Annotated in this window: 11 protein-coding genes, 2 tRNA genes and 13 pseudogenes; 18 read left to right on the top strand and 8 right to left on the bottom strand. The window is 41.4% G+C overall.

What is annotated here, in order from left to right; all coding sequences use genetic code 11:
• Positions 1-300: 300 nt before the first annotated feature.
• Entirely contained in the window at positions 301-636 is a 336-nt protein-coding gene (locus TT11_RS07695) for a pyrimidine/purine nucleoside phosphorylase (RefSeq protein WP_057757729.1), read from the top strand.
• A 222-nt stretch (positions 637-858) separates the two neighbouring features.
• A pseudogene (gene rlmB, locus TT11_RS07700) lies at positions 859-1628 on the top strand (23S rRNA (guanosine(2251)-2'-O)-methyltransferase RlmB).
• On the opposite strand, the pseudogene coaE reads toward rlmB, so the two are convergent.
• The 4 pseudogenes from coaE to pilB form a co-directional block, all read right to left on the bottom strand.
• A pseudogene (gene coaE / locus TT11_RS07705) lies at positions 1591-2211 on the bottom strand (dephospho-CoA kinase). The pseudogenes rlmB and coaE overlap by 38 nt on opposite strands.
• Before the next feature lie 212 nt (positions 2212-2423).
• Positions 2424-3325: pseudogene (locus tag TT11_RS07710) on the bottom strand (A24 family peptidase).
• Positions 3326-3332: 7 nt separating this feature from the next.
• Positions 3333-4560 (bottom strand): annotated as a pseudogene (locus tag TT11_RS07715) (type II secretion system F family protein).
• Positions 4561-4782: 222 nt separating this feature from the next.
• Positions 4783-6498 (bottom strand): annotated as a pseudogene (gene pilB, locus TT11_RS07720) (type IV-A pilus assembly ATPase PilB).
• 401 nt (positions 6499-6899) lie between these two features.
• On the opposite strand from pilB, the pseudogene tpiA reads away from it, so the two are divergent.
• The 15 genes and pseudogenes from tpiA to pnp all read left to right on the top strand — a co-directional run bounded on the left by tpiA (position 6900) and on the right by pnp (position 20719).
• Positions 6900-7713 (top strand): annotated as a pseudogene (gene tpiA, locus TT11_RS07730) (triose-phosphate isomerase).
• Between the two features lie 214 nt (positions 7714-7927).
• Positions 7928-8236 (top strand): annotated as a pseudogene (secG, locus tag TT11_RS07735) (preprotein translocase subunit SecG).
• 141 nt (positions 8237-8377) lie between these two features.
• Positions 8378-8461: transfer RNA gene (locus TT11_RS07740), tRNA-Leu, on the top strand.
• A 123-nt stretch (positions 8462-8584) separates the two neighbouring features.
• Positions 8585-8661: transfer RNA gene (locus TT11_RS07745), tRNA-Met, on the top strand.
• A gap of 452 nt (positions 8662-9113) precedes the next feature.
• Positions 9114-9614 (top strand): ribosome maturation factor RimP, encoded by a 501-nt coding sequence (rimP, locus tag TT11_RS07750; protein ID WP_057757748.1) that lies wholly within the window; start codon positions 9114-9116, stop codon positions 9612-9614.
• A gap of 135 nt (positions 9615-9749) precedes the next feature.
• Positions 9750-11233: pseudogene (nusA, locus tag TT11_RS07755) on the top strand (transcription termination factor NusA).
• A gap of 148 nt (positions 11234-11381) precedes the next feature.
• A pseudogene (gene infB / locus TT11_RS07760) lies at positions 11382-14113 on the top strand (translation initiation factor IF-2).
• A 201-nt stretch (positions 14114-14314) separates the two neighbouring features.
• Positions 14315-14704, top strand: coding sequence for a ribosome-binding factor A (locus tag TT11_RS07765; RefSeq protein WP_102078739.1), 390 nt, complete (start codon positions 14315-14317; stop codon positions 14702-14704).
• Positions 14705-14810: 106 nt separating this feature from the next.
• Positions 14811-15811, top strand: a pseudogene (gene truB, locus TT11_RS07770) (tRNA pseudouridine(55) synthase TruB).
• Positions 15812-16200: 389 nt separating this feature from the next.
• Positions 16201-16353 carry a hypothetical protein gene (locus tag TT11_RS07775; RefSeq protein WP_261869905.1) on the top strand — a complete coding sequence of 51 codons (153 nt, stop codon included), beginning with the start codon at positions 16201-16203 and terminating at the stop codon, positions 16351-16353.
• Positions 16334-16726: a DJ-1/PfpI family protein gene (locus tag TT11_RS07780; protein WP_261869906.1), complete on the top strand. Its 393-nt coding sequence runs from the start codon at positions 16334-16336 to the stop codon at positions 16724-16726. Before TT11_RS07775 ends, TT11_RS07780 begins: the two co-directional genes overlap by 20 nt.
• 97 nt (positions 16727-16823) lie before the next feature.
• Entirely contained in the window at positions 16824-16985 is a 162-nt protein-coding gene (locus tag TT11_RS07785) for a hypothetical protein (protein ID WP_180952660.1), read from the top strand.
• Between the two features lie 114 nt (positions 16986-17099).
• Positions 17100-17276 (top strand): hypothetical protein, encoded by a 177-nt coding sequence (locus TT11_RS07790; RefSeq protein WP_261869908.1) that lies wholly within the window; start codon positions 17100-17102, stop codon positions 17274-17276.
• A 382-nt stretch (positions 17277-17658) separates the two neighbouring features.
• Positions 17659-17925, top strand: a complete 267-nt coding sequence (gene rpsO, locus TT11_RS07795; RefSeq protein ID WP_045443035.1) for a 30S ribosomal protein S15 — start codon at positions 17659-17661, stop codon at positions 17923-17925.
• Positions 17926-18615: 690 nt separating this feature from the next.
• Positions 18616-20719, top strand: a pseudogene (gene pnp, locus TT11_RS07800) (polyribonucleotide nucleotidyltransferase).
• A 116-nt stretch (positions 20720-20835) separates the two neighbouring features.
• Here the strand turns inward: pnp and TT11_RS07805 are convergent.
• From TT11_RS07805 to TT11_RS07820, 4 genes and pseudogenes are all read right to left on the bottom strand, one after another.
• Complete coding sequence (locus TT11_RS07805; RefSeq protein ID WP_261869909.1) at positions 20836-21402, bottom strand: hypothetical protein; 567 nt, start codon at positions 21400-21402, stop codon at positions 20836-20838.
• A 34-nt stretch (positions 21403-21436) separates the two neighbouring features.
• Complete coding sequence (locus TT11_RS07810) at positions 21437-21889, bottom strand: hypothetical protein (protein WP_261869910.1); 453 nt, start codon at positions 21887-21889, stop codon at positions 21437-21439.
• A gap of 239 nt (positions 21890-22128) precedes the next feature.
• Positions 22129-22385 (bottom strand): annotated as a pseudogene (locus tag TT11_RS07815) (YheV family putative metal-binding protein).
• Positions 22386-24596, bottom strand: a pseudogene (locus TT11_RS07820) (M3 family metallopeptidase).
• Positions 24597-25207: 611 nt separating this feature from the next.
• On the opposite strand from TT11_RS07820, the gene TT11_RS07825 reads away from it, so the two are divergent.
• A complete protein-coding gene (locus tag TT11_RS07825) occupies positions 25208-26179 on the top strand; it encodes a hypothetical protein (protein WP_261869911.1) in 972 nt (323 codons plus the stop codon).
• The last annotated feature ends 220 nt before the right edge of the window (positions 26180-26399 follow it).

Here is a 26399-nt window from a genome sequence, read left to right on the forward strand (position 1 = left end):
ATAATGATAAACTCTTCTTATGAGTTTGATGCGCTATGCAACCTAATAACGAGTCATAATTTTGTAAAATTGTAGGCGTATAGTGGTGAAAAATATGCCACTCGATCATTATTCAAAAGCGTTTTCATAGAACCTGTGGCTACCTTTAGCGCGCAGATATCTACTATAGAGGGATAAGGTGCCTAAAGCAGGCGTGTTTGCTTACTGGTCGCGTATTTAAAGCCCAGTACAACTCTGTCAGTACTTTAACCCGTTACTTATTCTTTAGTTTTGCCATAATTATTTGATAAGGAAGCCACTATGACAGCGGCGCAATTTACTAACGTAACAGTTAATGCCCAAGCGACAGTATCTTATGATGGTCGCTGCTCAAGCCATACCATTATGTTTGAGGATGGTCGCCATAAAACGCTAGGCGTGATCTTACCTTGTGACAACTTGGTTGAGCATTATCACTTTAGCACTAATACCTCTGAGCGTATCGAAATCACCAGTGGTGAGTGTGAAGTGAAGATCAATGGTGATGATGAATTCAGCTACTACCGTGCAGGTCAATCATTTGTCGTTGAAGGCAATAGCGGTTTTAACCTACGTACTGAAGAAATTGTTCAATATGTCTGTCATCTAGAAGGCTGATACTATTAATAGGGCGCTTGAGCTTTCATTCTAGCGCCTGTTCTATCACACGTTAGTGTTTCGAGAAAATAAACAATATCGGATTGGTATTGTTTATTTCTTTTTTTGACGTTTGGTTTACTGTTCTCTCATCATCAATGAGCTATGACATTTAAAGCCGACGTTATCCTCTTTTATCCCGTCGCCTAGTGCGATATCCACTTTATATTTAGTAGGCCTATTATGGCAAAACCCATTTATTTTTACGGCATTCATGCCGTTGATGCGTTACTTGAACATCGTCCTCTTGATGGTCTTAGCTTGTTTGTGCAGCAAGGGCGTGAGAGTGACAGTCATGTACAAGCTATCATGGCCGAAGCGGAAGCAAACGGCATTAGCATTCAACCAACCCAAAAAGACAAGCTAACGCAATTATGTGGCAGTCCGCAGCATCAAGGCGTGGTACTTAATGCTCGTCCGTTAGGTTTTGCGGATGAAGGTTTGCTTGATACTATTATTGGTCGTGAACAGTGCTTATTATTGGTACTAGATCAAATTACTGATGCACATAACTTTGGCGCTTGCTACGTACCGCAGTAGCTATGGGTGTGGATGCAGTGGTTTGTCCAAAACACCATGCAGCGAGCCTAACGCCAACAGTCGCTAAAGTATCAGTTGGCGCAGCAGAGATGATGCCGATCGTCAGCGTGACGAACTTAGCTCGTACATTATCGCAAATCAAAAATGCAGGCGTTTTCGTATTTGGTACGGCACTTAGTGAAGAGGCTAAGCCAATACATGCCGCTGACCTAACTGGCAAGACCGCTATTATTATGGGTTCAGAAGGAGAGGGGATGCGCCGCCTGACAATGGAGAGCTGCGATGAGCTGGTTTATATTCCAATGTCAGGAAACGAGCATGGTAATCTACAGAGCCTAAACGTGAGTGTTGCTACTGGCATGGCATTGTACGAGGTTAATCGCCAGCGAACTTTAGCTGCTGGGCAAGCGTAAGATACTCTTGGTGCAAGGGTTCTAACTGTAGATATAGAGAGGCAAGGTCGCTTTCATTGAGTATGACATTGTCTGCATGACGATTACGCTCTTCACGACTCAGCTGATTGGTCATAATGGCCTTAATTTTTTTTGTATGCTTTGATCATCACGCTGACTGGCACGTGCAAGCTGCGTGTCTTCGGTCGCATCCATGACTAAAATACGTTGACATAAATTGGCCAGTCCTGCCTCTGCCGCCTCTATAAGTAGAGGCGCAGACAAGATTATATACGGTGAAGTACTAGCATCTAGCTGTGCTTTTGCTGTCTCACGTATTGCTGGATGAGTGATAGCCTCAAGCTCAATCAGCGCTTCAGGATTTGCGAATACGTGTGTACGTACAGCAGCCCTATCCATAACACCATCATCCGTCAGTATCCAATCACCAAATTTTTTTCTGGATTTTCTGCAGAGTGGCGCTACCTTTAGCGACAGTCTCATGGGCGATCACGTCTGCATCAATAATATCGATGCCTTGCTCAGCAAACCAAGCACTAGCGGCAGATTTACCGCTACCGATACCACCCGTCAAACCAACCACGAGCTTCTTATTTTTTTGGTTGCGTGGTTTGTGGTTGGTGTGAATAAGAGTGCGATATATTTTTTTGACATAATAATGGCTTATCTGAAAGATAGAACAATGGATGCAGCTTTAAACTCATAATTGGCCTTTTAAGGCTTTATTTATAAGTCACTACCGAAAATTTACTACAATGATATTTACTATAATAATCTAGTGTGCGCTGTCAGCTATTAGACATACATACCAAGATACCAGCTAACGATATCTGAGCCGTATAATAAGGCAACAATACCTGCTATAGCGATATAAGGCCCAAAAGCAAAAGGTCGACTTTCACCTTGTTTTTTCATCAAGATCAGCCCAACGATAGAGCCAAGTAAAGACGATAGTAGGATGATTAAGGGTAACATCATAGGTCCGAGCCAAGCACCTAATACTGCTAGTAGTTTAAAATCCCCTTGACCCATTCCATGTTTTTTTAGTTATTAAGTAAAACACCTTGACTACTATCCATAGCGATAAAAACCCAAGTAGTAATCCCCATATCGACTGTGTTGGTGTGACAAACCAACTTTGTGAATTCACCGCCAATCCTAAGCCTGCCAAAGGAAAAGTTAGACGATCAGGTAGTAGCTGTGTGTCAAAGTCGATACCTGTTAACGCCACTAGTGTCCATACTAAAACCAATGCGAACAAACCTGTAGTATTTACCCCAAACTTATATATTACTAACACAGACAGGAAGGCAGTGACTAGCTCAACGAGAGGATAACGCAGACCAATAGATGCTTTGCAGCTTGAACAGCGTCCACGTAGTAATAGCCAGCTTACTAAAGGAATATTTTCATACCACTTAATTTTATGTGCGCAATGAGGACAGCGCGATGCAGGTCGACTTAAAGTAATCGGTTGGTCAGTAGCGACAATATTTGCTATGGGTAGCGTATGCTCGCGTGGCATATCTGCCTGTTCAGACATAAACTGGCTACACTCCTGTCTCCAACCATACACCATCATCAGCGGTATGCGATGAATCACAACATTTAAAAAAACTACCAACGCAAAGACCTAATAGGCCAAACACGAATAAAGCTAGGGTGATGTTTTCTTGTAGTAACTGTATAAACTGCATCAAATCATTATCCTACTACTGAGCCCATTTGGAAAATTGGCAAGTACATTGCGATGACTAGGCCACCAACTAACACACCTAACACTGCCATAATTAACGGCTCCATCAAGCTGGTCAATCCATCAACCGCATTATCAACTTCGTTTTCGTAGTAGACAGCAACTTTATCTAGCATTTCTTCTAAGCTACCAGACTCTTCGCCAATGCCAACCATTTGAATGACTAGACTCGGAAACAAGTTGGTCGAGCGTATGGAAAACTGTAATTGCTGACCAGTGGATACATCATTCTTAATTTGCTGAGTGGCATTATAAAATACGACATTATTGGTCGCACCAGCAGTAGAGTCTAGGGCATCGATAAGTGGAACACCCGCCGCAAAAGTTGTAGATAGTGTACGAGAGAAACGTGCAATAATCGCTTGATAGGCGATGTTGCCAAATATGGGAGCTTTTAAGACAGCACGGTCTAAAAAGTCACGAAATTTTTTTAGATCGTTTTTTTAGCTTCTGAAAAACCGATAATTGCACCACCGATAGCAATAATTAAGATGAACCACCATGCTTGCATCCATTCAGACATGCTAACTACCATCTGTGTAAAGGCAGGCAGCTCTGCGCCAAATGATTCAAATAAGTCAGAGAACACAGGTACTACTTTTATCAATAGAATCATGGTGACAATGATAGCAACCACGATAACGGCAATAGGGTACTTCATTGCTTTTTTTAATTTTTGCTTTTAGTAGCTCACTTTTTTTCTTTATAAGTAGCGACTCGTTCAAGCATCGTCTCAAGTGCACCGGATTGTTCGCCCGATTCGACGAGAGAGCAGAATAAATCATCAAAGTAACGAGGATGTTTGCGCAAAGAAGAGGCAAAGGTGCCACCTGCTTCAATATCTGCTTTTATTTTCAATACTAAGTCTTTCATACTTGGATTATCGAGCGAGTCGGCGACAATCTCAAATGACTGGGTCAACGGTACACCTGCTTTCATCATTGTTGCCAACTGCCGAGCAAAAATAGCAATATCAATGGCTTTAATAGCTTTTTTGAAGGTATAAAGTGGTTTTGGCTTTTTCTTAATCCCTTTAACCGTAATACCTTGTTTGCGTAGGGTGGCTTTTGCCAGCTCTAAACTACGGCTAGTAGTTTCGCCCTTTACCTTCTGCCCGCGTCGGTTTACACCATCGTAAACAAAATCTAACAACATATCGGTCTTAGCTTTTGCCATATTACTACCCTCAAAATTGTCCAATATATATTGTAAATTTACAATAGAATACCAGACTTAAGATACCAGTCAGGCATACTTTATTTTAGCGTAAAAAAACCAGTGTTTATCTGTTTTATTTTTAAAAGTATCTGATAATGAAAGTTACAGATTTATAAGTTATTTAATGATTAGCAGTTAGAATAAAAAAATGCATCGTACATATTCTATAAATTTTACTTATCATTCAGAAGTTACTCGCATCATTTCCTGAATACTCGTGACACCTTGCAACACCTTTAAAATTCCAGAACGACGTAGGTCGCGGAAACCGTTTTTAATGGCAGCGTCTTTGATATCTATTGCATTTCCATCTTCCATGATAATGCGTGAAATATCAGGGCTGACTTTCATCACCTCATAGATACCTACACGGCCTTTATAACCTTCACGGCATTCATTACAGCGACTGGTTCATAAATGACATTATCAGTGTTATCTAAATCAGTATCGGTAAAACCAATCTCTAACAAGCTCTGACGCGGGATACTAATAGGTTTTTTTACAGTTCTTACAGAGACGTCGTGCCAAACGTTGGGCAATGACTAGGTTGACTGATGTGGCAATATTAAAAGAGGCGACGCCCATATTACGTAGGCGCGTTAGTGTTTCGGGTGCTGAATTGGTATGCAAAGTAGAAAGAACCATATGTCCAGTCTGTGCTGCCTTAATAGCAATCTCAGCAGTTTCAAGGTCACGAATCTCACCGACCATAACAATATCAGGATCTTGACGTAAAAAAGACTTGAGCGCATTGGCAAACGTTAGACCAACTTTGGCATTGACATTGACTTGGTTAATTCCTTCAAGGTTAATTTCGACTGGATCTTCAGCCGTTGAGATATTGGTTGCGCCAGTATTTAAGATATTGATACCAGTATAAAGGGAGACAGTCTTACCAGAACCAGTAGGACCAGTGATAAGCAACATGCCCTGCGGTTTGTGCAATGCTTCTAAAAACATTTCCTGCTGATCTGGTTCATACCCCAATGCATCAATACCTAGCATGGCTGATGATGGATCAAGGATACGCAAAACAAGCTTTTCACCGAATAACGTTGGTAATGAGTTTACCCGGAAATCAATCGCTTTATTTTTAGAAATTTTTAGTTTAATACGCCCATCTTGCGGTACCCGACGTTCTGAGATATCCATTTGCGACATGACTTTGAGACGTGCTGCAATTTTATTTGCAAGTTGAACTGGTGGATTAGCCATTTTCTGCATGACGCCATCGACACGAAATCGTACTCTGAAAGACTTTTCATATGGCTCGAAATGTAAATCAGAAGCACCCATACGGATAGCATCTACCAACATTTTATTGACGAACTTTACAACAGGTGCTTCATCGACGCCGTCATTCAGCTGAGTTTCGCCATCTTCTTTATCTTCATTACCATCTTCAAAGTCTACATTTAAATCACTATTAGAAAAGCTATCAAAGCTTTGCATTGTATCTGCGTATGCACTTTCAATACGCTTTTTGAGCTTATTTTCTTCGACAACAATGGTTTCTATCGACAGTCGAGAATTAAAGGCAATCGCATCAATAGCGTCAACGCGTGTGGGATCACTTAGTGCGACAAATAGACGTTGTCCTCGTTTAAAGAGTGGTAAAGCATTAAACTTGCGAACGATTTTTTCATCCACCAAGTCTTTTGGAATAACATCAACGTTTAATGCATCAAGATCAAATAGAGGGTCACCGAAAGCTTGGGATAGCATTTGGGCAAGTAAATAAGCATCGGCCAGTTTATTGTCTACCAGATAAGGTACCAGTCCTATTTGCTGCTGCTGCGACTCAATTTGTGCCGTCTTCATATTCGCTTCACTAACGACACCGTCGCTAATCAGTTGCTGCGCTAGACCGCCGTACTTACTAGTTGCGATAGACATTGTAACCTCTCCTTTGATACAAAATATTCTGTAGACTTGCTTGGTCTTGCCCGCTATATACTTGTCGTTGCTAGTCGATAACTCGCTATAACTGTCTTGCTTTGTTTATCTTATCTACCTGTATATCTATATATAGAACCAGCAACAATATTTGATTTTATAAACTCTATATTTCATCAACTCTGTAGTATAGAACTTTACTTTAGTTTGAAAAAAATTATATATACCATTAGACGACTAGCTCGTAAAAATAATGGTCTATTGATGCACTATATGTAGATAAGTTTGCAGAAGTGATTCTGTGCATGGTGGCACGCTACTATAGCACTTACGAATTATTTGTTATACTGACGCGCATATTAGCCGAATTGGCATGAATACATGAGACAAGGTAAATAAGTATGCAAGCTTGGGTAATTGGCAATTGGAAACAGAATCCTGCGACTAACAGTGCTGTCAATGCACTATTGGACGACTTATTGACTAAAGTTAATACTGAAGAACAAGCCAACTCGCAGGCATCAAAAAAACCGCTGTAAATTAATGGTAGCACCAAGTTGTGTTCATTTAAGTACAGTGAGTACGCGTCTAGCAGATAGCTCAATACTCTGTGCAGCACAGGACGTTAGTACTTATAGTGCAAGTACAGGAGCCTATACGGGTGACTGCTCAGCGCAGCAGGTAGCAGATGCAGGTGCCACTTGGACGCTACTTGGCCACTCTGAGCGTCGCCAATATCACAAAGAGTCTCATGATTGCCTGATAAGCAAATTGTCTCATGCGTTTTCTCAGAAATTAGGCGTGGTGTTTTGTATCGGCGAAACGCAAGAGCAGTATGACAATGATCAAACACTCGACGTTATCAATGAGCAACTTTCGGTTATTAAGGATTTACTGACTCAACAGCCAGAGTTAGCATCATCGTTATCTGAAAGGCTGCTCATCGCTTACGAACCTATATGGGCGATTGGTACAGGTAAAGTGCCTACTGTGGCAGAAGTGAGTGAGACTCATCAGTATATTAAGCAAACGGTTGCAAGCTTTGCTGATACAACAGATACGATTACCGTGCTGTATGGCGGTAGTGTTAATGCTGATAATGCCAATAGCTTTGCTTCCGACGCTATGATTGATGGTGCATTAGTGGGCGGTGCTTCATTAAAAGCAGAGAGCTTTCTAGCGATTGCCGATGCCTTCAACCAAACCAATGCTTAAATGAATAAATAACGCTCAGATATCAAGATCATAGCTTATAGAGAGTATGGTTTTATCGGTTAGTAAAAGTAGGTTTAACACTGCCCTTGCAATCGTGTACAATGCGCCTTATTTATATAGTCGATTTGGCATTTGATCATGCCGATTGTCATTCTATTAACCTTACGTTTTATTTTCCGTTATCAGTCGTCATTACACGGCAAAAGAGGCCACCATGTTTACGTTTATATTAGCCCTGCATATTATTGTGGCCATTGCCATGATCGGCTTGATTCTGATACAGCATGGTAAAGGGGCAGACGCTGGAGCTTCTTTTGGTGCCGGTTCATCAGGTACCGTGTTTGGCGCAGCAGGTACTGCTAACTTTTTGACGCGTGCTACGGCAGTACTAACGGTCATATTTTTTTATTACTAGTATGACGCTTGCTGTTCATGCGCGTAAGCAAGCAGAAGATCAGTTCGTCTAGATGCGCCAGTTTCAGCACCGCAAACGCCGCGTCCATTGACTCAAAATCCTGAGTAAGCCTCTTTTAAGTAGGCAGCGCTTGCTATTTTGGTAGGTTAGATTTACAATGCTTTCCTGTTTTCGCAACTCCTGTTCTATAGATGCCTACCTTAAGCATTATTGATTATAGACTGGATGATAGAAGCAGAGCAGTACAATGCGATTGTGGTGGAATGGTAGACACGCCATCTTGAGGGGGTGGTGGCGAAAGCTGTGGGGGTTCAAGTCCCCCCAATCGCACCAAGTTTTACAGACGTAGCATAGCGTCAGGTTGGATTTTTAGCAGATAATACTTATTTTATAATTAATTTAAAAAAAGTATTGACACTTCTACAGAACCTCCCTATAATATGCGTTCTAGATTGATGCGGGGTGGAGCAGTCTGGTAGCTCGTCGGGCTCATAACCCGAAGGTCGTTGGTTCAAATCCAGCCCCCGCTACCACTTTTTATACTGATGTTTTGTACACTAAATTTGTCAGTACCGATTAGCCCACCATTATGTTTGTGGGTTTTTTTGTATCTGAAGGTCAGTGTTATCGCGGTATCTATCCTACTTATGCTAAGCTCTAAGTCTATAGAGTACGATATTACTCGTCACTGGTCATCATCGGCCGCTACCGGCACGATGCTTCTTAAGCAACACTATCTTTTATTCCTCATACTTTTATCGATAGTAGTGCTTTATAAATAATAAAAGCATTGTTTGGCCGAGCTTGATATTTTTTACGCTCGTCCCTACATAAATGCACAATATGTATCATATATTTGTGATTTAAAATTATATACTGACCGTGATTCTGATCATTATAAGATTGCTATATATAGATAAGAGTTCATCTTTAATACGGTTTACTAAGTACGATAGATAAGTGAATAGGAAAATACAAAGAGATTATGAAGCTTTCGACTAAAGTTGCAGAACTGACTAATATTATTGCCCCTGCCGTGGCCGCTTGTGATGTGTCATTATGGGGCATCGAGTTTGCGCCACAAGGTCGTCGCTCTTTACTACGTATCTATATTGAGGCATTGCCAGAAGAGCAAGCCCAAGATAAACAAGTAACGATTGAAGACTGTGCGGCAGTAAACCATCAAGTAAGCGGTATCTTAGAAGTTCATGATCCTATCGCTGGTGAGTACATTTTAGAAGTATCTTCACCTGGTTTTGATCGTGCGTTTTTCTCAGATGAGCAGATGCATGCGTATGTTGGTCAAACTGTGAGCTTGCGTCTGATTCAAGCTATCGGTACAGGCGATCAAAAACGTCGTAAAGCCACAGGTACTTTAGATAGCATTGATGAAAACTCTTTAAAACTGACGTCAAGCGATGGCGAGCAGTTTGAGATTGCATTAAGTAATATTGATAAAGCCAATTTGATTTATGAAGATGCCTAGGTTTTTACTAGGGTAACTGTTTATAGATAGACAGTTTTATCTTCCAATAGCTTATGTGGCTTATAGCAACTATATAATAGCAGCACCCAAATTATAAAATTTAAGTCAATTAAAAAATGATAGGACAGGTATAGCATGAGTCGTGAAATCTTAACGGTAGTAGAAACTGTCAGTAATGAAAAGGGCTTAAATCCTGAAGATATCTTTGAAGCAATTGAAGACGCTTTAGTGGTATCGACTAAGAAAAAAGTATATACGAGCAGCCAGAAGTGGCTGTACGGGTAGCAATCGACCGTGCAACTGGCGATTACGATACTTATCGTTACTGGACAGTGGTTGCAGATGAAGACCATGAAATGCCAGCTTGTCAGCTTGCTATCACAGATCTTGATCAAGAAGAATGGTCAATTGGTGATATTAAAGAAGAGCAAATTGAATCAATCGAATTTGGTCGTATTGCTGCTACTCAAGCCAAACAAGTCATTATCCAAAAGATTCGTGAAGCTGAGCGTGCATTAGTTGCAGATGCTTTCGAGCCGCGTGTTGGTGAGATGATGTATGGCGAAGTCAAAAAACAGACTCGTGATGGCTATATCATAGATTTGGGTGACAATGCCGAAGGTTACTTGTCACGTGATCAGATGTTGCCACGCGAACAACTCCGTGCAAAATCGCGTATCAACGCTATCTTGTACCATGTGAACCGTGAAAACCGCGGTGCACAGTTACTGTTATCTCGCACACATCCTGAAATGCTATCAGCACTGATGCAAAAAGAAGTGCCTGAGATTGCAGAACAAATTATCGAAATTCGTAACGTCGCTCGTCTGCCAGGTACTCGTGCTAAAATAGCCGTGAAGACTAACGATCATCGTATTGATCCTGTTGGGGCTTGTATTGGTATGCGTGGTACACGTATCCAAGCAGTACAGCAAGAGCTAGATGGTGAGCGTATCGATGTTGTGGTTTGGTCAGATGATCCAGCTCAGTTCATCATCAGCTCTTTAGAACCAGCTGATGTCAGCAGCATCATCTTAGATGAAGACACGCAAACAGCAGATATTATCTTTAGCACCAATGATCAGTTGGCGCGCGCTATTGGCTCACAAGGTCAAAACGTACGTCTAGCGTCTGAACTGACGGGCTATAAGCTGAATATGATGCTCGAAGAAGAGTATCAACAACGTCAACAAAACGAATCAAAAGCGTTTATTGAATTATTCTATGAGCGCCTAGAAGTAGATAAAGATTTAGCACAGGCATTGGTTGATATTGGTTTTACCAGTATCGAAGAAGTGGCCTATGTACCAGTTGAGACTTTCTATGATATCGAAGGTCTAGACGATGAAGCGATTGATATGATTCAAGAGCGTGCTAAAGAAGTTGTCATCGCTGATGAACTGGTCAAACAACAGAACATGAAAGAGCCAAGTCAAGAGCTTCAAGAGCTTGAAGGTATGACAGTCAGTTGGGCTTATAAAATGGCGCAAAAAGACATCATTACTGTTGATGACTTGGCAGAACAAGCCGTCTTCGATCTAGAAGATATCGAAGGATTAGACTCTGAAACTGCAGGAAAACTCATCATGAAAGCTCGGGAATCTTGGTTCGATGAATAAGCGGTAACTGCATATCGCTGTCTTTTGGTGATATGCTATTGAGAATAAAGCGCTGATATTTATTTATAAGTATCAGCCTTAACCCAATCATTTGTAGCCAACAACTGAATTGAACATATAGCAAATAATAGACAGTAGGTGATAATAAATGGCAGATAAGACCGTCAAAGAACTGGCAGAAATGGTAGGCAAAACTACAGATGCTGTAAAGCAGCAATTAGTAGATGCTGGCCTGCCTGCTCGCGCAGAGGATGACCTAGTCACCGAGCTTGAGCAAGAAAAGCTGGTGACGTATTTAAAGCAAAGTCATGGTCAACAAGAAAAGCGTCGTATTAGTCTTAAATCTAAGACGACCAGTACTGCACGTGTGACCGGCTCTTCTGGTAAATCTAAGAGCGTTAACGTCGAAGTGCGTAAAAAGAAAGTATTCGAAAAGCCTGATCCAGAAAAGATGGCTGAAGAACTAGCTGCTCGTGAGCAGGCTCTGGTTGAGTCTCAAGAACGTGCAGCAAAAGAAGCTGAAGAACGCGCCGCTACTAAGAAAAAAAGCGGAAGAGCGTCAAGCAGCAACGCTAGCAGCAATGCGTGCAAGCTTAGGCTCTAGCAAAAAATCAGACGACAAAAACGATGATATTTCTACATCAGTTGTCGTCAAAAAAAGGCGGTAAAGCGACTGCTGAAGTTAAGCCTAAAGAACAGCCGAAGAAGAAAGTTGCTGCAACCAAGCCTAAAGTTGAAACCGCTGCTGAACGTAAAGCTCGCGAGACTCGTGAAAAAGAAGAAGCGCGTCTGCGTGAAATCGAACTAGAAACCCGCCGCACACAAGCTGAAGAAGCGCAAAAGCGTACACTTGAGCAGATGCGCAAAATGGCTGGTAAATATACAGATCGTGAGCCTGTTACTGAAGTACGTAAAGATGAGCCATTGGCTGAAGGTTTGGTCGGTGATGCACTAGAAGAGTCTTTCGAAAAAGAGCGTCGCGAAATCAAACGTGGTTCGAACAGTACTGGTACTCGTGGTCGTCGTCGTAAGAACCAAGATGAACGCGAAATCAAAAACCGCAAAAACGGTTTGCGTTCAACTCAAGCATCACAGCATAAGTTTGAAAAACCTGTCGAAAAAATCGTCTATGATGTCGAGATTAGTGAGCAAATTTCAGTTGCCGATCTTGCGCAGCGCATGGCGGTTAAAGCTCGCGAAGTAACTAAATTACTTATGAAAATGGGTGAAATGGCTCGTGAGTCAGATACGATTGATCAAGCAACCGCAAGCTTGCTTGTTGAAGAAATGGGCCACAACCCAGTACCAGTTAGTGATACTAAAGTTGAAGATGACTTACAATACGCAGTTGATGAGCGTAGTAGTAACGTTCAGACTCGTCCACCAGTAGTGACTATCATGGGTCACGTCGATCATGGTAAGACTTCACTACTAGATAAAATTCGTGAAACGAAAGTTGCGAATGGCGAAGCGGGCGGCATTACCCAGCATATCGGTGCTTATCATGTAAAAACTGATCGCGGTGTTATTACTTTCCTTGATACTCCAGGTCACGCAGCGTTTAGCGCAATGCGTTCACGTGGTGCTCAAGCGACTGATATCGTTGTATTGGTGGTTGCAGCTGATGATGGCATGATGCCACAAACAGCAGAAGCGATTGATCATGCACGTGCAGCTGGTACGCCGATTATTGTTGCTATCAACAAAATGGATAAGCCAGGCGCTGATCCTGACCGTGTTCTTAATGAATTAACGACGAAAGAAGTTATTTCAGAAGAATGGGGCGGCGATACACCAATGGCTCGTATCTCAGCCAAAACTGGTGAAGGTATTGAAGACCTACTAGAATTCATTAGCTTACAAGCTGAGCTAATGGAGCTAGAAGCGCCATTAGACGGTGCTGCTCAGGGTGTGGTTATTGAGTCAAGACTGGAAAAAGGTCGTGGTCCTGTCGTTAGTGTCCTAGTTAAAAAAAGGCACATTAAAGCAAGGCGACTTGGTTCTAGCTGGTGAGCACTATGGTAAAGTTCGTGCATTGACCGACGAGCATGGCCAACGTATTAAATCAGCTGGTCCTTCTATTCCTGTAGAGATTTTGGGTCTGCCTGAAACACCTGCTGCTGGTAGTGAGTTCCTAGTTGTAACGGATGAGAAAAAAAAGCTCGTGAAGTTGCGGACTTTAGAACCAACCGTGAGCGTGAGCGTCAACTTGAGCGTCAAAATGCCATGCGTTTAGAAAGCATGTTTGATCAGATGGGCCAAGGCGATGTGTCATTCTTGAATATCGTACTAAAAACAGACGTACGTGGTTCACTTGAAGCACTACTAGCTGCCCTAAACGAATTGTCTACTGACGAAGTAAAAGTCAGAGTGATCAGTTCAGGCGTTGGTCCTATCTCTGAGTCTGACGTAACCCTTGCAGAATCGAGTGAAGCGGTACTGTTAGGCTTTAACGTTCGTGCAGACGCTACTGCACGCCGTAAAGCAGATACTGCTAACATGGATATTCGCTACTATAGCGTAATCTATGGTTTGATCGATGATGTTAAATCAGCAATGAGCGGTATGCTTGCTCCTGAACATCGTGAGAAAATCCTTGGTGTTGCAGATGTTCGTGAAGTATTCCGTTCTAGTAAGTTCGGTGCTGCTGCTGGTTGTATGGTGGTCGAAGGTACAATCTATCGCAACAAACCTATCCGCGTATTGCGTGATGACCAAGTTATCTTTACTGGTCAATTGCAATCATTACGTCGCTATAAAGAAGACGTTAATGAAGTACGTACTGGTATGGAATGTGGTCTGGCCGTTCGCGGTTATGATGTTGAAGCTGGCGATAAGATCGAAGTCTTCGAAATCCAAGAGTTCGCACGTACTATCTAAAGCTGCTGTTCGATAGCAGAGTATGTATCAATGCAATATGCGTAATCCGCTGAGCTATTTAGATACTTTGCTAATATTCAGCTGTACTTAGGCCTAACAGGTACATCCTGCTAGGCCTTTTTTAGCACATATCAGTGCAACATCTATTAATCAGCAGACTTATACAGTAATAAAATAAGCCCATTAAAGTAAGGTAACAACATGAACCAACGTTTACAAAGATTGTCGGATCAGATTCAGCGTGAGCTTGCTGTTCTTATTCGCGATGAAGTCAATGACCCTCGTCTAACGGGTTTTGTCACGATCTCTAGTGTCAAAGTTAGCCCAGATTTAGGTTATGCGGACGTCTATGTCACTATCATGGAGCCTGAGCTCAATGATGCTATGAACAAGACCAACCATGAAGAAAGCATCAAAGTATTGAATAAAGCGGCAGGGTTCTTGCGTACAGAATTAAGCCATAGCTTAAAGACACGTACTACGCCGCGCCTACGTTTTCATTATGATGAAGTGACTGCTCGTGGTAACTACATGATGGACTTGATTAGTAAGGCCGTGACTAAAACTGAGCAAAACGAGAATGACGAGTAAATTATTATTATGTCTATAGCGTCTAAGCAAGTTGATAAACAAGCCAATAAAGTACCTGAAAAAAATAAAAGTTTCAGGTGTCATACTGGTGGATAAACCCAAAGGTATGACGTCGCAGCAAGTCGTGTCAAAAGTGAAGTATTTATTTAAATCACCGATACACGATAGTAAAAAGGCGGGGCATACAGGAACGCTTGATCCAATGGCAACTGGCTTACTGCCTATTTGCTTGGGTGAAGCTACCAAGTTTAGCCATTATCAACTGGATGCTGATAAATCTTATCAAGCGACTATCTTGCTAGGTAGCCAAACCGATACTGGTGATGCTGATGGCCAAATTGTAACGCAGGCTTCTATCCCAGTATTCGACGAAGCATCATTGGCAACTATTGCCCAGCAGTTTTTGGGTGCTCAGCAGCAGATACCACCGATGTATTCAGCGCTAAAAAAAGATGGTAAAAAAAACTGTATGAATATGCTCGCGCTGGTATTGAGGTTGATAGGCCGCCCAGAGATATTACAATTAAAGCAATCAATCTACAGATGATAGATGATACCCAGATTAATCTCACGGTTACTTGTACTAAAGGTACTTACGTACGTGTATTAGCGGAAGATATTGCAAAGCAGCTAGGTACACTAGGACATTTGACGGCATTACGTCGTACACAAGTAGGGAACTTCAGCATTGATGATGCTATCGCTTTATCTTCATTAGAAGAGCATGGTCTAGAGGAGCGTCAGTCTTGGCTACTGCCTATCGATGCTTGTATTGATATCAATGCTGAACTGATGCTGACAGATGAGCAATGCGCCCGCGTACATATGGGGCAGCGCCTAAACGTATTTGATGCGCTAACAGGTAAGCTCAAGGATTATGTTGCTAGAATGGTTTCTGACCAACTAGCTAATAATAACTCTGTCGATATTAATGATGACGCTAGTCCCAATGGTAAAGCTGATACTGGACTTGATGATGCGCCTCAGCTCCTAGAGCACGAAATACCTGTTGATATACGTTTACTCAATGAGCAGGGAGAATTTCTCGGTTTGGGGTCTGTGAGCTTAAACGGACGTCTACAACCTAAGAAATTGATTCAGCGTTAATAGTAACGTTTTCACCAATGTTACTTAAATAGAGAAATTACCACCTAACATTGACCTGATTTACTAATAGTTTACACTAATCACATACCGTCACATTTTATTGCAGGTTTCGCCTATGGTGAAACCTGTTTTTTTTGTACTCTAGATTCATCAGATAGGGAATGCTGAGTTAAAAAAAATAAAACGGACAAATATTATAAAAATAAAAAAATTGCCATAAGGTTAATAACTAAAACGATAAACAATTAAAAGTAAAAACCAATGCAGAAAGGACGCATTTGAACAAAAATAAAATAGTTCAAAGGAGAATGTACTGCCAAACAATAATAAAACTAACTTATAAAAATATACTGGCTCACAAAAACTAATAGATAAGAAGAAGGAAAGTTATGAAAACGATCGCTTTTTTACTACATAACCACTTTGAACAAGCAGAGTATGAAGACGTCAATAATCAGCTAAAAGACAAAGGCTATAAAACACTTCTCATAACAACAAATGATAAAAAAAGAAGTGCAAGCCATGCAGCAAGACGTAGATAAGAGTGATACTTTTACTGCTGATATCTTTGTAGAAGATGCTAACGTTTCTGACTATGATGCATTGGTGTTACCAGGTGGTACTGTCAACGCTGATACTATTCGTGGTAACGAAAAGGCTCATCAAATGATCAATGCTATAAATGAAGCAGGAAAGCCACTAGCTGTTATTTGTCATGCTCCTTGGGCTCTCATCAATACAGGTATTGCTAAAGGCAAAACACTCACCGCTTATCCTACTTTGCGACTAGATTTAGAAAATGCTGGAGCAAACTACGTAGATAAGACAGTACAAGTAGATGGCAATCTTATTACCTCGCGTAACCCAGACGATATTCCTAATTTTGTTGATGCCATAGATAAAGCATTATCTTAGAATTTTGACTTCTAATTAAACAAGTCTAATCAACTAAGTACTATTAAATTTCAACTCTGTACAACTAATATTCATAATCATAACTAAGGAAGATACTATGTCAAACTCTAACCCAAATGATACTAAACTTGAGCAACAACGTTCTGATTCAGCAGAAGCAGCACTTAAAGGTCAAACTGAAGACAATCACAATGAAAATAGCGAAGCAGCAGCAGAACGTATCGCAGCTAATTTAGAAAGCGCGAAAGAAGATAAGTAGGTTTTTAATATGCCACCTGTAGTAGGGTGGCATTAATACGTTTATAGTTTGCACGTCTTATGCTCGATGAGTGCAACTACCGTTAGTCCACAAAATAATAATTCAGGAGCTAATATGAGTAATTCACCGAACAATATGGACGAGCAGGAAAAAGAGATTGAAAAGCTTGCAGAAGAAATCAATCCAAGTGAGCATACCGTCCCAGATAGTCTAGCGGAAGTTACTACTGCTGCGCCTCTTGAAGATGATGAACTAGGCGGCAATGCAAAAGAATCTGATGTTAATAAGTAGTCTGCTTAGGTAGGATGTTAATAGCTAGTTATCTGTAGGATATTAGTTACTAGAAATTAAATGTCGCTTTACAAGTATTATGAAAAACTGCTGCTAGTTCAGCAGTTTTTTGTTATAATTACCCCCACATTTAAATTAGGTTTTGAATGATGTACTGTAACTAGCCCATTACTTTGATTAAGTAGTGCTATAGCTAAATGCAATGTACGATTCAAAATATATTAAATGGTTGTTAACTGAGCTTGTCGTACACTAGGTCAACTCTAGTAATGCAGGGTTGTCCTGAATGGCGTACAGGTTATTTTATTTATTATTCTATTGCTTTAATACTGACTCAAATTGCAGCCTGTATTTAAAGTTTTTAGCATTGCCGGAGATATTTATGCTAACTAATACCGATCGTGAACAAATCATCGCTCAATACCAACGTGGCGAAAATGACACTGGTTCTCCAGAAGTTCAAGTAGCTTTGTTGAGTGCTCGTATCAATGATTTGCAGAACCACTTTAAAGCACACAAAGCTGACCATCATAGCCGTCGCGGTCTTATCCGTATGGTTAACACGCGTCGTAAACTGCTTGATTACTTAAAAGGTAAAGACCTTGGTCGTTACACTACTCTAATCAGCCAGTTGGGTCTACGTCGTTAATCTAACGACAATAGTACGAGTGGATGCTGAATTTTTTTGCTAAGTCGCTTGGAAATTGTTTGTTATTATCGATAAAATAGATTTTTCTAAAAACGGTGTGGAATAGTTTCACGCCGTTTTTTTATGCTTATTCGTTTTAGATACCGTGCTCAAATAGTAAGAGCTATAACTCCTTCTATAGAATAGTTAAGAGGAATATAGGTATAAACTGTACTAACCAAGCCTCAAATACGGTATTTTCTGACGATAATTGCGCTACTGTGCAATTAATTGGTCAATGGCTATAAATCACTGTAAAATAATGCCTTGTGAGTTTGATAGCGCATCTGCTACAGATATGGTGATTATTGATAGAATACTTATTATTTGGCTTGGTAATCAGCGCAGATAGCTGATATTTGAAAGTTCAGAAAATAGCCTGTAGGGTTTTTAGCATCGAAGTCTTTTGACTTAATGTCTTTTTGATAGTATTTATAGTAAAGCCAAAATTGCACGACCGAATATACATAATAGTACGATGTCTAACTCAGATAAATATATGAGATAACCAAGTAACGTTATTGGCATTGGTTGCGATGCTTTCTGATAGAAAGCATCGCAACTGATAGCATATACACAGAATTTTAATGACAGATATCAGCTTTTTTTGACGCTGATATCAGTTTTGTCAGTCAACATTAGGAAGATTATATGACAATGTTCAACACCATTAAGCGTGAATTTCAGTATGGCAACCAGCAGGTTGTTATTGAGACAGGCCGTATTGCCCGTCAAGCAAACTCTATTTTAGTACACATGGGCGGTGTAACCGTATTAGTTGCAGCAGTCGTAAAATCAGAAGCTAAAGAAGGCCAAAACTTCTTTCCGCTAACGGTTAATTATCAAGAAAAAAATGTATGCAGCGGGTAAAATCCCAGGTGCTTACGGCAAACGTGAAGGCCGTGCGAGCGAATTTGAAACCTTAACTTCACGCTTGATTGACCGTCCGATTCGTCCGCTATTCCCAGAAGGCTACGTAAACGAAATCCAAATCACCGCTACAGTTGTATCATCAGATAAAACTCAGTCTGCAGATATCGCTGCACTAATCGGTGCTTCAGCAGCATTGGCTATTTCTGATGCACCATTTAATGGTCCTGTTGCTGCCGCTCGTGTTGGTTTCATTAACGGTGAATACGTTCTAAACCCAACATCTGAGCAGCTTGAAACTAGTGATCTAGATTTGGTTGTGGCTGGTACTAAGTCTGCAGTATTGATGGTTGAATCTGAAGCGGCAGAGCTGTCAGAAGACCAGATGTTAGGTGCAGTATTGTACGGCCATCAGCAACAACAAATCGTTATTGATAACATTGCTTCAATGGCTGAAGAGATCGGTACTGCTAAGCAGCAATATTCTGCTCCTGAGCGTGACCAAGCCCTTACCAGCAGCATGAAAGAGCAGTTCGGCGAGCAAGTTGCTGACGCTTATACCATTACTGATAAGCAAGCACGTTACACGAAGCTTGATGAAATTAAGCAGTCAATTATTGATGCACTTGCTGGTGATGCTGAGTCAGAAACTTATGCTGATACCGTATCTGAGCTTAAAGAAATCTATAACGACCTTAAATATCGTACTGTTCGTGACAACATCTTGTCAGGTAAGCCGCGTATCGATGGTCGTGACCCTGAGACAGTTCGTGCGCTTGACGTACAAGTTGGTGTATTGCCATATACGCATGGTTCAGCATTGTTCACACGTGGTGAGACGCAGGCATTGGTTACTACCACACTTGGTAACAGCCGTGACGTCAACATGATTGACTCACTAGGTGGCACGATTCGTGACCATTTCATGCTGCATTATAACTTCCCACATTTCTCAGTTGGTGAAACGGGCCGTGAAGGTATTCCAAAACGTCGTGAAATCGGTCATGGTCGTCTAGCACGCCGCGGTGTACAAGCGATGTTGCCAGATAGTGAGCGTTTCCCGTATGTGATTCGTGTGGTATCAGAAATCACTGAATCTAACGGTTCATCTTCTATGGCTTCTGTTTGTGGTGCAAGTCTGGCATTGATGGACGCAGGCGTACCATTAAAAGCACCAGTGGCTGGTATCGCGATGGGTTTGGTTAAAGAAGGCGATCGTTTTGCTGTATTGTCAGACATCTTGGGTGATGAAGATCATCTAGGTGATATGGACTTTAAAGTGGCTGGTTCTAAAAATGGTATCACTGCACTTCAGATGGATATCAAAATCGAAGGTATTACCCCTGACATCATGGAGCAAGCGCTTAAACAAGCTCATGCAGGTCGTATCCATATCCTAGAAGCAATGAACCAAGTATTGCCTGAGAGCCGTACTGAAATCAATGCTCATGCACCAAACTACGCGGTTATCGAAATCAACCCAGACAAGATTCGTGACGTTATCGGTAAAGGCGGCGCAACTATCCGTCAGCTAACGGAAGAAACTGGCGCGGTTATTGATATCGATGATGCAGGTACTATCCGTATCTTTGGTGAAAACAAAGCAGCGACCAAGGCAGCTATCGGCAAAATCGAAGCACTAACTGCTGAAGTTGAAGTTGGTAAAACTTATGAAGGTACCGTTGCTCGTATCGTCGACTTCGGCGCATTTGTAAATGTCTTGCCAAATACGGATGGCCTAGTACATATTTCACAAATCGCAGAAGAGCGCGTAGAGAATGTATCAGACTACCTAAAAGAAGGTCAGATCGTTAAAGTACTCGTCCAAGACGTTGATAACCGTGGTCGTATCAAACTGACTATGAAAGGTGTTGAGCAGAACTAATACTCAATATCTGATGTGGTTTAAGTAATAAAAAACCGCTTTGAAATGCTCGTTATGAGTATTCAAGGCGGTTTTTTTTATGTTCTCGAAAGGACGATGACTGGCTAGCTAAAAGGTCATTTATAACTCAATGCTTTTAGGCAGATGTATATCGATACGAAGTTTGGTAGGTCTTGTAAGTACTCAGTTAGTAATGGCAAAGTATCAGCATGCCAGTCTAAAGGCAGGGTATCTACTGTAGTGCTTTCACTGGATACGATATCACGTGGTCTGCCTGAGATAAGTGGCCGCGCAAGCAATGCAACTCTGCGTATGCCTTGGTAACGTATAAGCGGCATTATTTGCTGTTGCAAATCAATCAAGGCAGCAGTCAGCCAACGTGTGCGCGCTGGATGATAAGGATGGTTTGATATCACAAGGTTGGCAATATAGTTTGGCTGGTTACCGTTACTACTGATACCAAGTCCGACCTGCTCACGTGTACGCTTATTAATTAAGCAGCTACCAACATTCAGACTACCATCGCGGCACGCACGATGATAGCGACTATAATTATCAGGGAATAGAGTTTTTGCTCGTGTGAGTACAGGATCTAAAACGACACCAGCATTGTTGACAGGTAAAATAAGCAACTGTGCATTGCTATTTAAAATAGAGGCATGTGTGAATTGCAAAATCGCCATCGTAAGCCTCTCCATAACCAAATCAAGTATACGGTTATTGAACCGTCGCTTTATTAGAGTCGTTCGCTTCTAACTGAGCAATTTGTTGTTCAAGTAGTGCAATTTGTTCTGCCTTCATATCAGTCAACTGCTTATTCATAGCCACTTGTTCAGCGGCTAACTTTTCTTGTTCGGCCAGTCGCTGACGCTCATCTTCTAAACGATCAATCTCTTCTTTAGCCAAGCTGTCATTTTCTGGTAGAGGCGCATCTAATATAGCAGTAGGATTTGGTATCGCGTTATTGTCATTATTGGCTGCTTCAGAGTTTTCATCCATGAGCACACCATCGTTAATCACAGAGTCATCTATTAATTCCGAAGTGCTGTCTTTGGCTAATTCTGTCTGTGCTTGGTCAGTTACTGGTGCTGAAGTGGCGTTATCTACAGGGAGTGTGGATTGAGTGCCAGTCCTTCCTACGATAAGGTAGACAATGATAATAAGTAGCAATATGGAGATAAGTACTGCCAGAATTTTCTGACGTGTTTTAGTCTGTTTTTTTCTTGGAAGCGCGGGTTGATGAAGGCCGGATGTTGTCTGGTTTCATATTATGATCGATTCATGTCAAGAATATAAGTAGCCATACTATAGCAAACTCAAAATAAAAAGCCTATCTATTGATAGATAGGCTTAATAGACCATTAAATAATAAAGGATTTAATCTGTTTTTAGATATGAAAACTAAATAACTAAGGCTTAAATTTTACAGTGCCGCTGGTGCCAGTCGCCATCGCATCACGAGCCATTTGATCTTCTAAATGGTTCTTAGCACTAATGGCATCAGGGTCAGGACGGTGCTCTGTGTGTCCGCACTGAGTACATTCAATATACTCATCTGGGCAGGAGTCACGATATTAACTTGCACCACAGCGTCCATCTCCTGACATTTCGGACAACGTACCCCTGCTAAAAATCGGCGCTTAGGACTAGATGACTGATAACGCATTTAAATGACCTCGCGAGTCGTTTGAGTATTTGCCGCATCAATATTTTTAGCATCAGTGAAACCATTATGGCGTAGCAAGGCATCGATACTGGCGCTACGACCACGGAAGTTTTCGAAATTGGTCTTGGCCGGGAAACTGCCGCCAACAGATAAGATAGATTCACGGAACGCTTTGCCTGTCGCTGGGTTGAAAATACCGTCTTCTTCAAACTTGCTAAACGCATCAGCTGATAGCAGTTCCGCCCATTTATATGAGTAATAGCCTGCAGCATAACCACCCGCGAATATATGACTAAAACCATTAGCAAAGCGGTTATAGTCAGGTGTTTGCATAACGGAGATATCATGACGAACAGTATTGAGCGTCTCTAAAATACCATCATAACTAAGTGCTGGCGTATGAGCATGAATGAGTAGGTCAAATAGGGCAAACTCAATCTGACGCAGTGTTTGCATGCCGCTTTGGAAGTTTTTTTACTGCTAATAGTGCATCGAGCTTGTCTTTAGGTAATGGCTCACCAGTCTCAACGTGACTACTGATAAGGGCAATGCCTTCAGCGTCCCAAGCCCAATTTTCCATAAACTGACTAGGAAGCTCGACCGCATCCCACTCGACGCCATTGACACCAGCGACATCACCGACCGTCACTTGGGTTAATAAATGATGCAAGCCATGACCAAACTCGTGGAATAAGGTTAATACTTCATCATGGGTCAATAAACTAGGCTTGCCATCAAGTGCTGGCGTGAAATTACCAACCATAAAGCAAACGGGCAGCTGCTGATGGTTCTGTTCTTCATAGCTATAGCGAGATTGGAAACCACTCATCCATGCACCGCCACGCTTACCACTACGTGCAAATAAGTCAAAGTAGAAGCCACCGAGCAAGCGATCATCAGCGTCGAATAATTGATAAAAACTCACATCGTCATGCCAGCGAGAGACTGAGTCACTTTCTGCATCCTTATGACCTTGCTCTTGTACTTTGATACCGTATAGACGCTCAACGATAGTGAACAAGCCATTAATCACTTTGGGTAATGGGAAATATGGACGAATTTCCTCTTGCGATAAGCTGAACTCACTTTGTTTTACCTTTTCAGCGATGTAAGCGCTATCCCATGGTTGCAACTCGTCAATGCCATAATCACTAGCGTATTTTTGTAGCTGTGCCAAATCCGCTTTGGCAGCAGGGGTCGCTTGCGTTGCTAAGTCACGTAAGAATGTTTCAACTTCTAAGACGCTGTCTGCCATCTTGGTCGATAGCGATACTTCAGCATAATTTGCAAAACCAAGTAGCTTGGCTTTTTGCTCACGTAATGAGAGTATTTGACTCATATTGTCAGCATTATTTAATGAATTACCTTTTGCATTGGTATGCGTATCAAATTCAGAAGCACGCGTGACATAAGCATGATAAAGCGTCTCACGCAGGCTACGATCGTCCGCATGAGTCATGATCGCTAGATATACAGGAATATTTAAACTGGCCACATAGTAAGGAGTAGGAAGTGCATCTATATCGGCTTGGCTAAGAGCACCGCTAGCAAGCTCACGCGCTTTGTATTGCTCGCCTGCATCTGCCAATAGTGCCAGACCGCTCTCTGTTAGACCTTTAATTGGGAGTCTTCTAAAGGCAGAGCAAATGCTTGCGTCGCATCCAAGATATTGTCCGAAAAGGTTGCAGACAGGGTAGATAACTCGCTTTGGATAGCAGCAAATTTTTCTTGCTCAGCTTGAGGTAATGCAACGCCTGATAACTCAAAACTACGTAATGCCAGTTCGATTGCACGTGCACGAGCAGGCTCTAACGTAGCAAAGAAATCTGTGTCATTGACGATAGTTTGATAGCGATTAAACAAAGGCTGATGTTGTCCAACTCGTGTACCGTAGGCAGACAGCTTTGGTAGCAGTTCATGGTGAACATGTCGAATCTCATCGTTGCTCATCACACTATTGAGATGCGACAAAATACCCCAGCTACGATCTAATGCCAAATTTATATGATCAAAGCTCATCACATCTGCCAAAGCGTGTTCAGCGCTTATTTCTTCAGCACTTGTTTTTTCAGCACTATCGCTTTCTATCACGGTTAAGGTATCTAAAAAAGCATTGGCAGCATCAATAGCGTCAATCACTTGGTTTTGTAACGTATGTGGAGCAGTGTCGGCAAAATCGACAAGGCGTAAATCTAAAGGAGAAGGTGTCATATAGGTATCCGATATCAATGAATTATTATTAATCAAAATGAGATAAGTCTGGCTACTATTGAAATATACAGTGTGTTCTTATTTTATATATAGATTATATAAAAGATGGGTTCGTTTGGTAAAAATACAACCTAAGCACTTTTATACGATTCAAGTAATTAGGACAGTGCTAGCAATCTGAAAGTAAATGTTGAGATTCTGGTATTTAGATTCAACTTTTCAAGATAATTGTCCGAATATATAGTTATGCTCGTTAAGGCAGTCCTTTAACAATATAGAGTGCTCTACTTACAAAGCGCTATCATTTGCTTGCAAATTAATCCTACAGGGAGTGGGGTATAGCTGTTAGCATCAAGATAATGGAATTTAAATATTATGCGTCAATGAGATGCAAGAAAAACACGGATAGAAATTTCTACACTTATAAAAGTACATGAGTAAAGAAACATATAAAGTTAAAAATGAACGATAATAAAACAAGGAGCAATATATGAAAGCGACTCTTAAAAGTTTACGTGAAACTAAAGCTAACCCTGCAGTAAGTATCTTTGTTAAAACGCATCGTGAACATCCAGCTAATGAGCAAGATCCTATCGCTCTAAAAAAACCAATTGAAAGTTGCCGAAGATCGTCTGACAAAAGAGTACGATAAACGCACAGCGACTACCATTCTAGATAACATTCAAAATAAAATCAGTGAGCTCAATCATAATTATAATCTTGATACGTTGGCTATATTTGCTAGTACAGATGATGTGCAATTTATTCGTATGCCAATTGATACGACAGAACGTGTTGTAATTTCAGATAGATTTGCGACGCGTGACTTGGTCCGTGATATGGCAAGTGCAGTTCATTATTATACTGTGGTCTTAACCCGTGACAATGCTCGTTTGATCGAAGCCTCTAATGACCGCGTTGTGAGAGAGTTCGATAAAGATGATGATGCACAAAACAACATGGAGAACATTCAGTTCCCTGTTGAAAACAACGGACTATACACAACAGGTGACGGTGGCTCAGATCGTTCATCAAATAATGAAAGCAGTCACTTAAAAGAATTCTTTAACCAAGTTGATAAAAGCGTCCAAGAACTATGGGGCGAGCATAAAATGCCTCTTGTTATAGTTGGTGATGCAAAAAATATTGGCTACTATAAAGAAATCTGTGATCGTCCAGACAATATCATCGCTACAGTATCGAATGCGACCAATCTAGAAGATGGTAGTGCTCAGCATATCGTAGATAGTGTGCAAGAAGCTGTAGAAGAGTATCGCACATCGCTGCACAAAGCTGCCTTAGGTGAAATTGATAAAGCTCGCGGTGCGAATATGTTGCAGACGGATTTGCAGGAAGTATATCGCAGCGCCTTCCAAGGGGCTGGCGAGACGCTTTATGTACGCCGTGGCTATATACAATCCGCTAAAATTGACGAAAAAGCACAAACGTTAAGCCTGCCAATGATGCGACTACGGAAGGCATCACAGATGATGCAATCGGTGAAATCATCGAACACGTCATTCATAATGGTGGCGAAGCTGTATTTATGCCACAAGATATCATGGATGAAGATCAACCAATAGCGTTAGTAACTCGCTACTAATCTGACGATGACACCTATACGCGATGTTCATTTAGAATCAGCCATTTATGAATTAGCCATTAATAATACATAGGTGTAATATGAGAGCATTGGTTCAATACGAGCCAGTGCTCTTTTTATGTCTGTCATTACCATCACTATGGGTGTTATCGTAGCTGAGCTATTGATCTTTACTCCATAAATAATGAGCGTACAACTAA

The sequence above is a fragment of the Psychrobacter sp. JCM 18901 genome, from assembly GCF_000586435.1.
GTDB lineage: Bacteria > Pseudomonadota > Gammaproteobacteria > Pseudomonadales > Moraxellaceae > Psychrobacter.

What these genes read in the sequence shown, in the direction of transcription:
- TT11_RS07695 (WP_057757729.1), top strand. Translation starts at nt 301, where the DNA reads ATGACAGCGGCGCAATTTACTAACGTAACAGTTAATGCCCAAGCGACA.
- rimP (WP_057757748.1), top strand. Translation starts at nt 9,114, where the DNA reads ATGAAGCTTTCGACTAAAGTTGCAGAACTGACTAATATTATTGCCCCT.
- TT11_RS07765 (WP_102078739.1), top strand. Translation starts at nt 14,315, where the DNA reads ATGAACCAACGTTTACAAAGATTGTCGGATCAGATTCAGCGTGAGCTT.
- TT11_RS07775 (WP_261869905.1), top strand. Translation starts at nt 16,201, where the DNA reads ATGAAAACGATCGCTTTTTTACTACATAACCACTTTGAACAAGCAGAG.
- TT11_RS07780 (WP_261869906.1), top strand. Translation starts at nt 16,334, where the DNA reads ATGCAGCAAGACGTAGATAAGAGTGATACTTTTACTGCTGATATCTTT.
- TT11_RS07785 (WP_180952660.1), top strand. Translation starts at nt 16,824, where the DNA reads ATGTCAAACTCTAACCCAAATGATACTAAACTTGAGCAACAACGTTCT.
- TT11_RS07790 (WP_261869908.1), top strand. Translation starts at nt 17,100, where the DNA reads ATGAGTAATTCACCGAACAATATGGACGAGCAGGAAAAAGAGATTGAA.
- rpsO (WP_045443035.1), top strand. Translation starts at nt 17,659, where the DNA reads ATGCTAACTAATACCGATCGTGAACAAATCATCGCTCAATACCAACGT.
- TT11_RS07805 (WP_261869909.1), bottom strand. Translation starts at nt 21,402, where the DNA reads ATGGCGATTTTGCAATTCACACATGCCTCTATTTTAAATAGCAATGCA.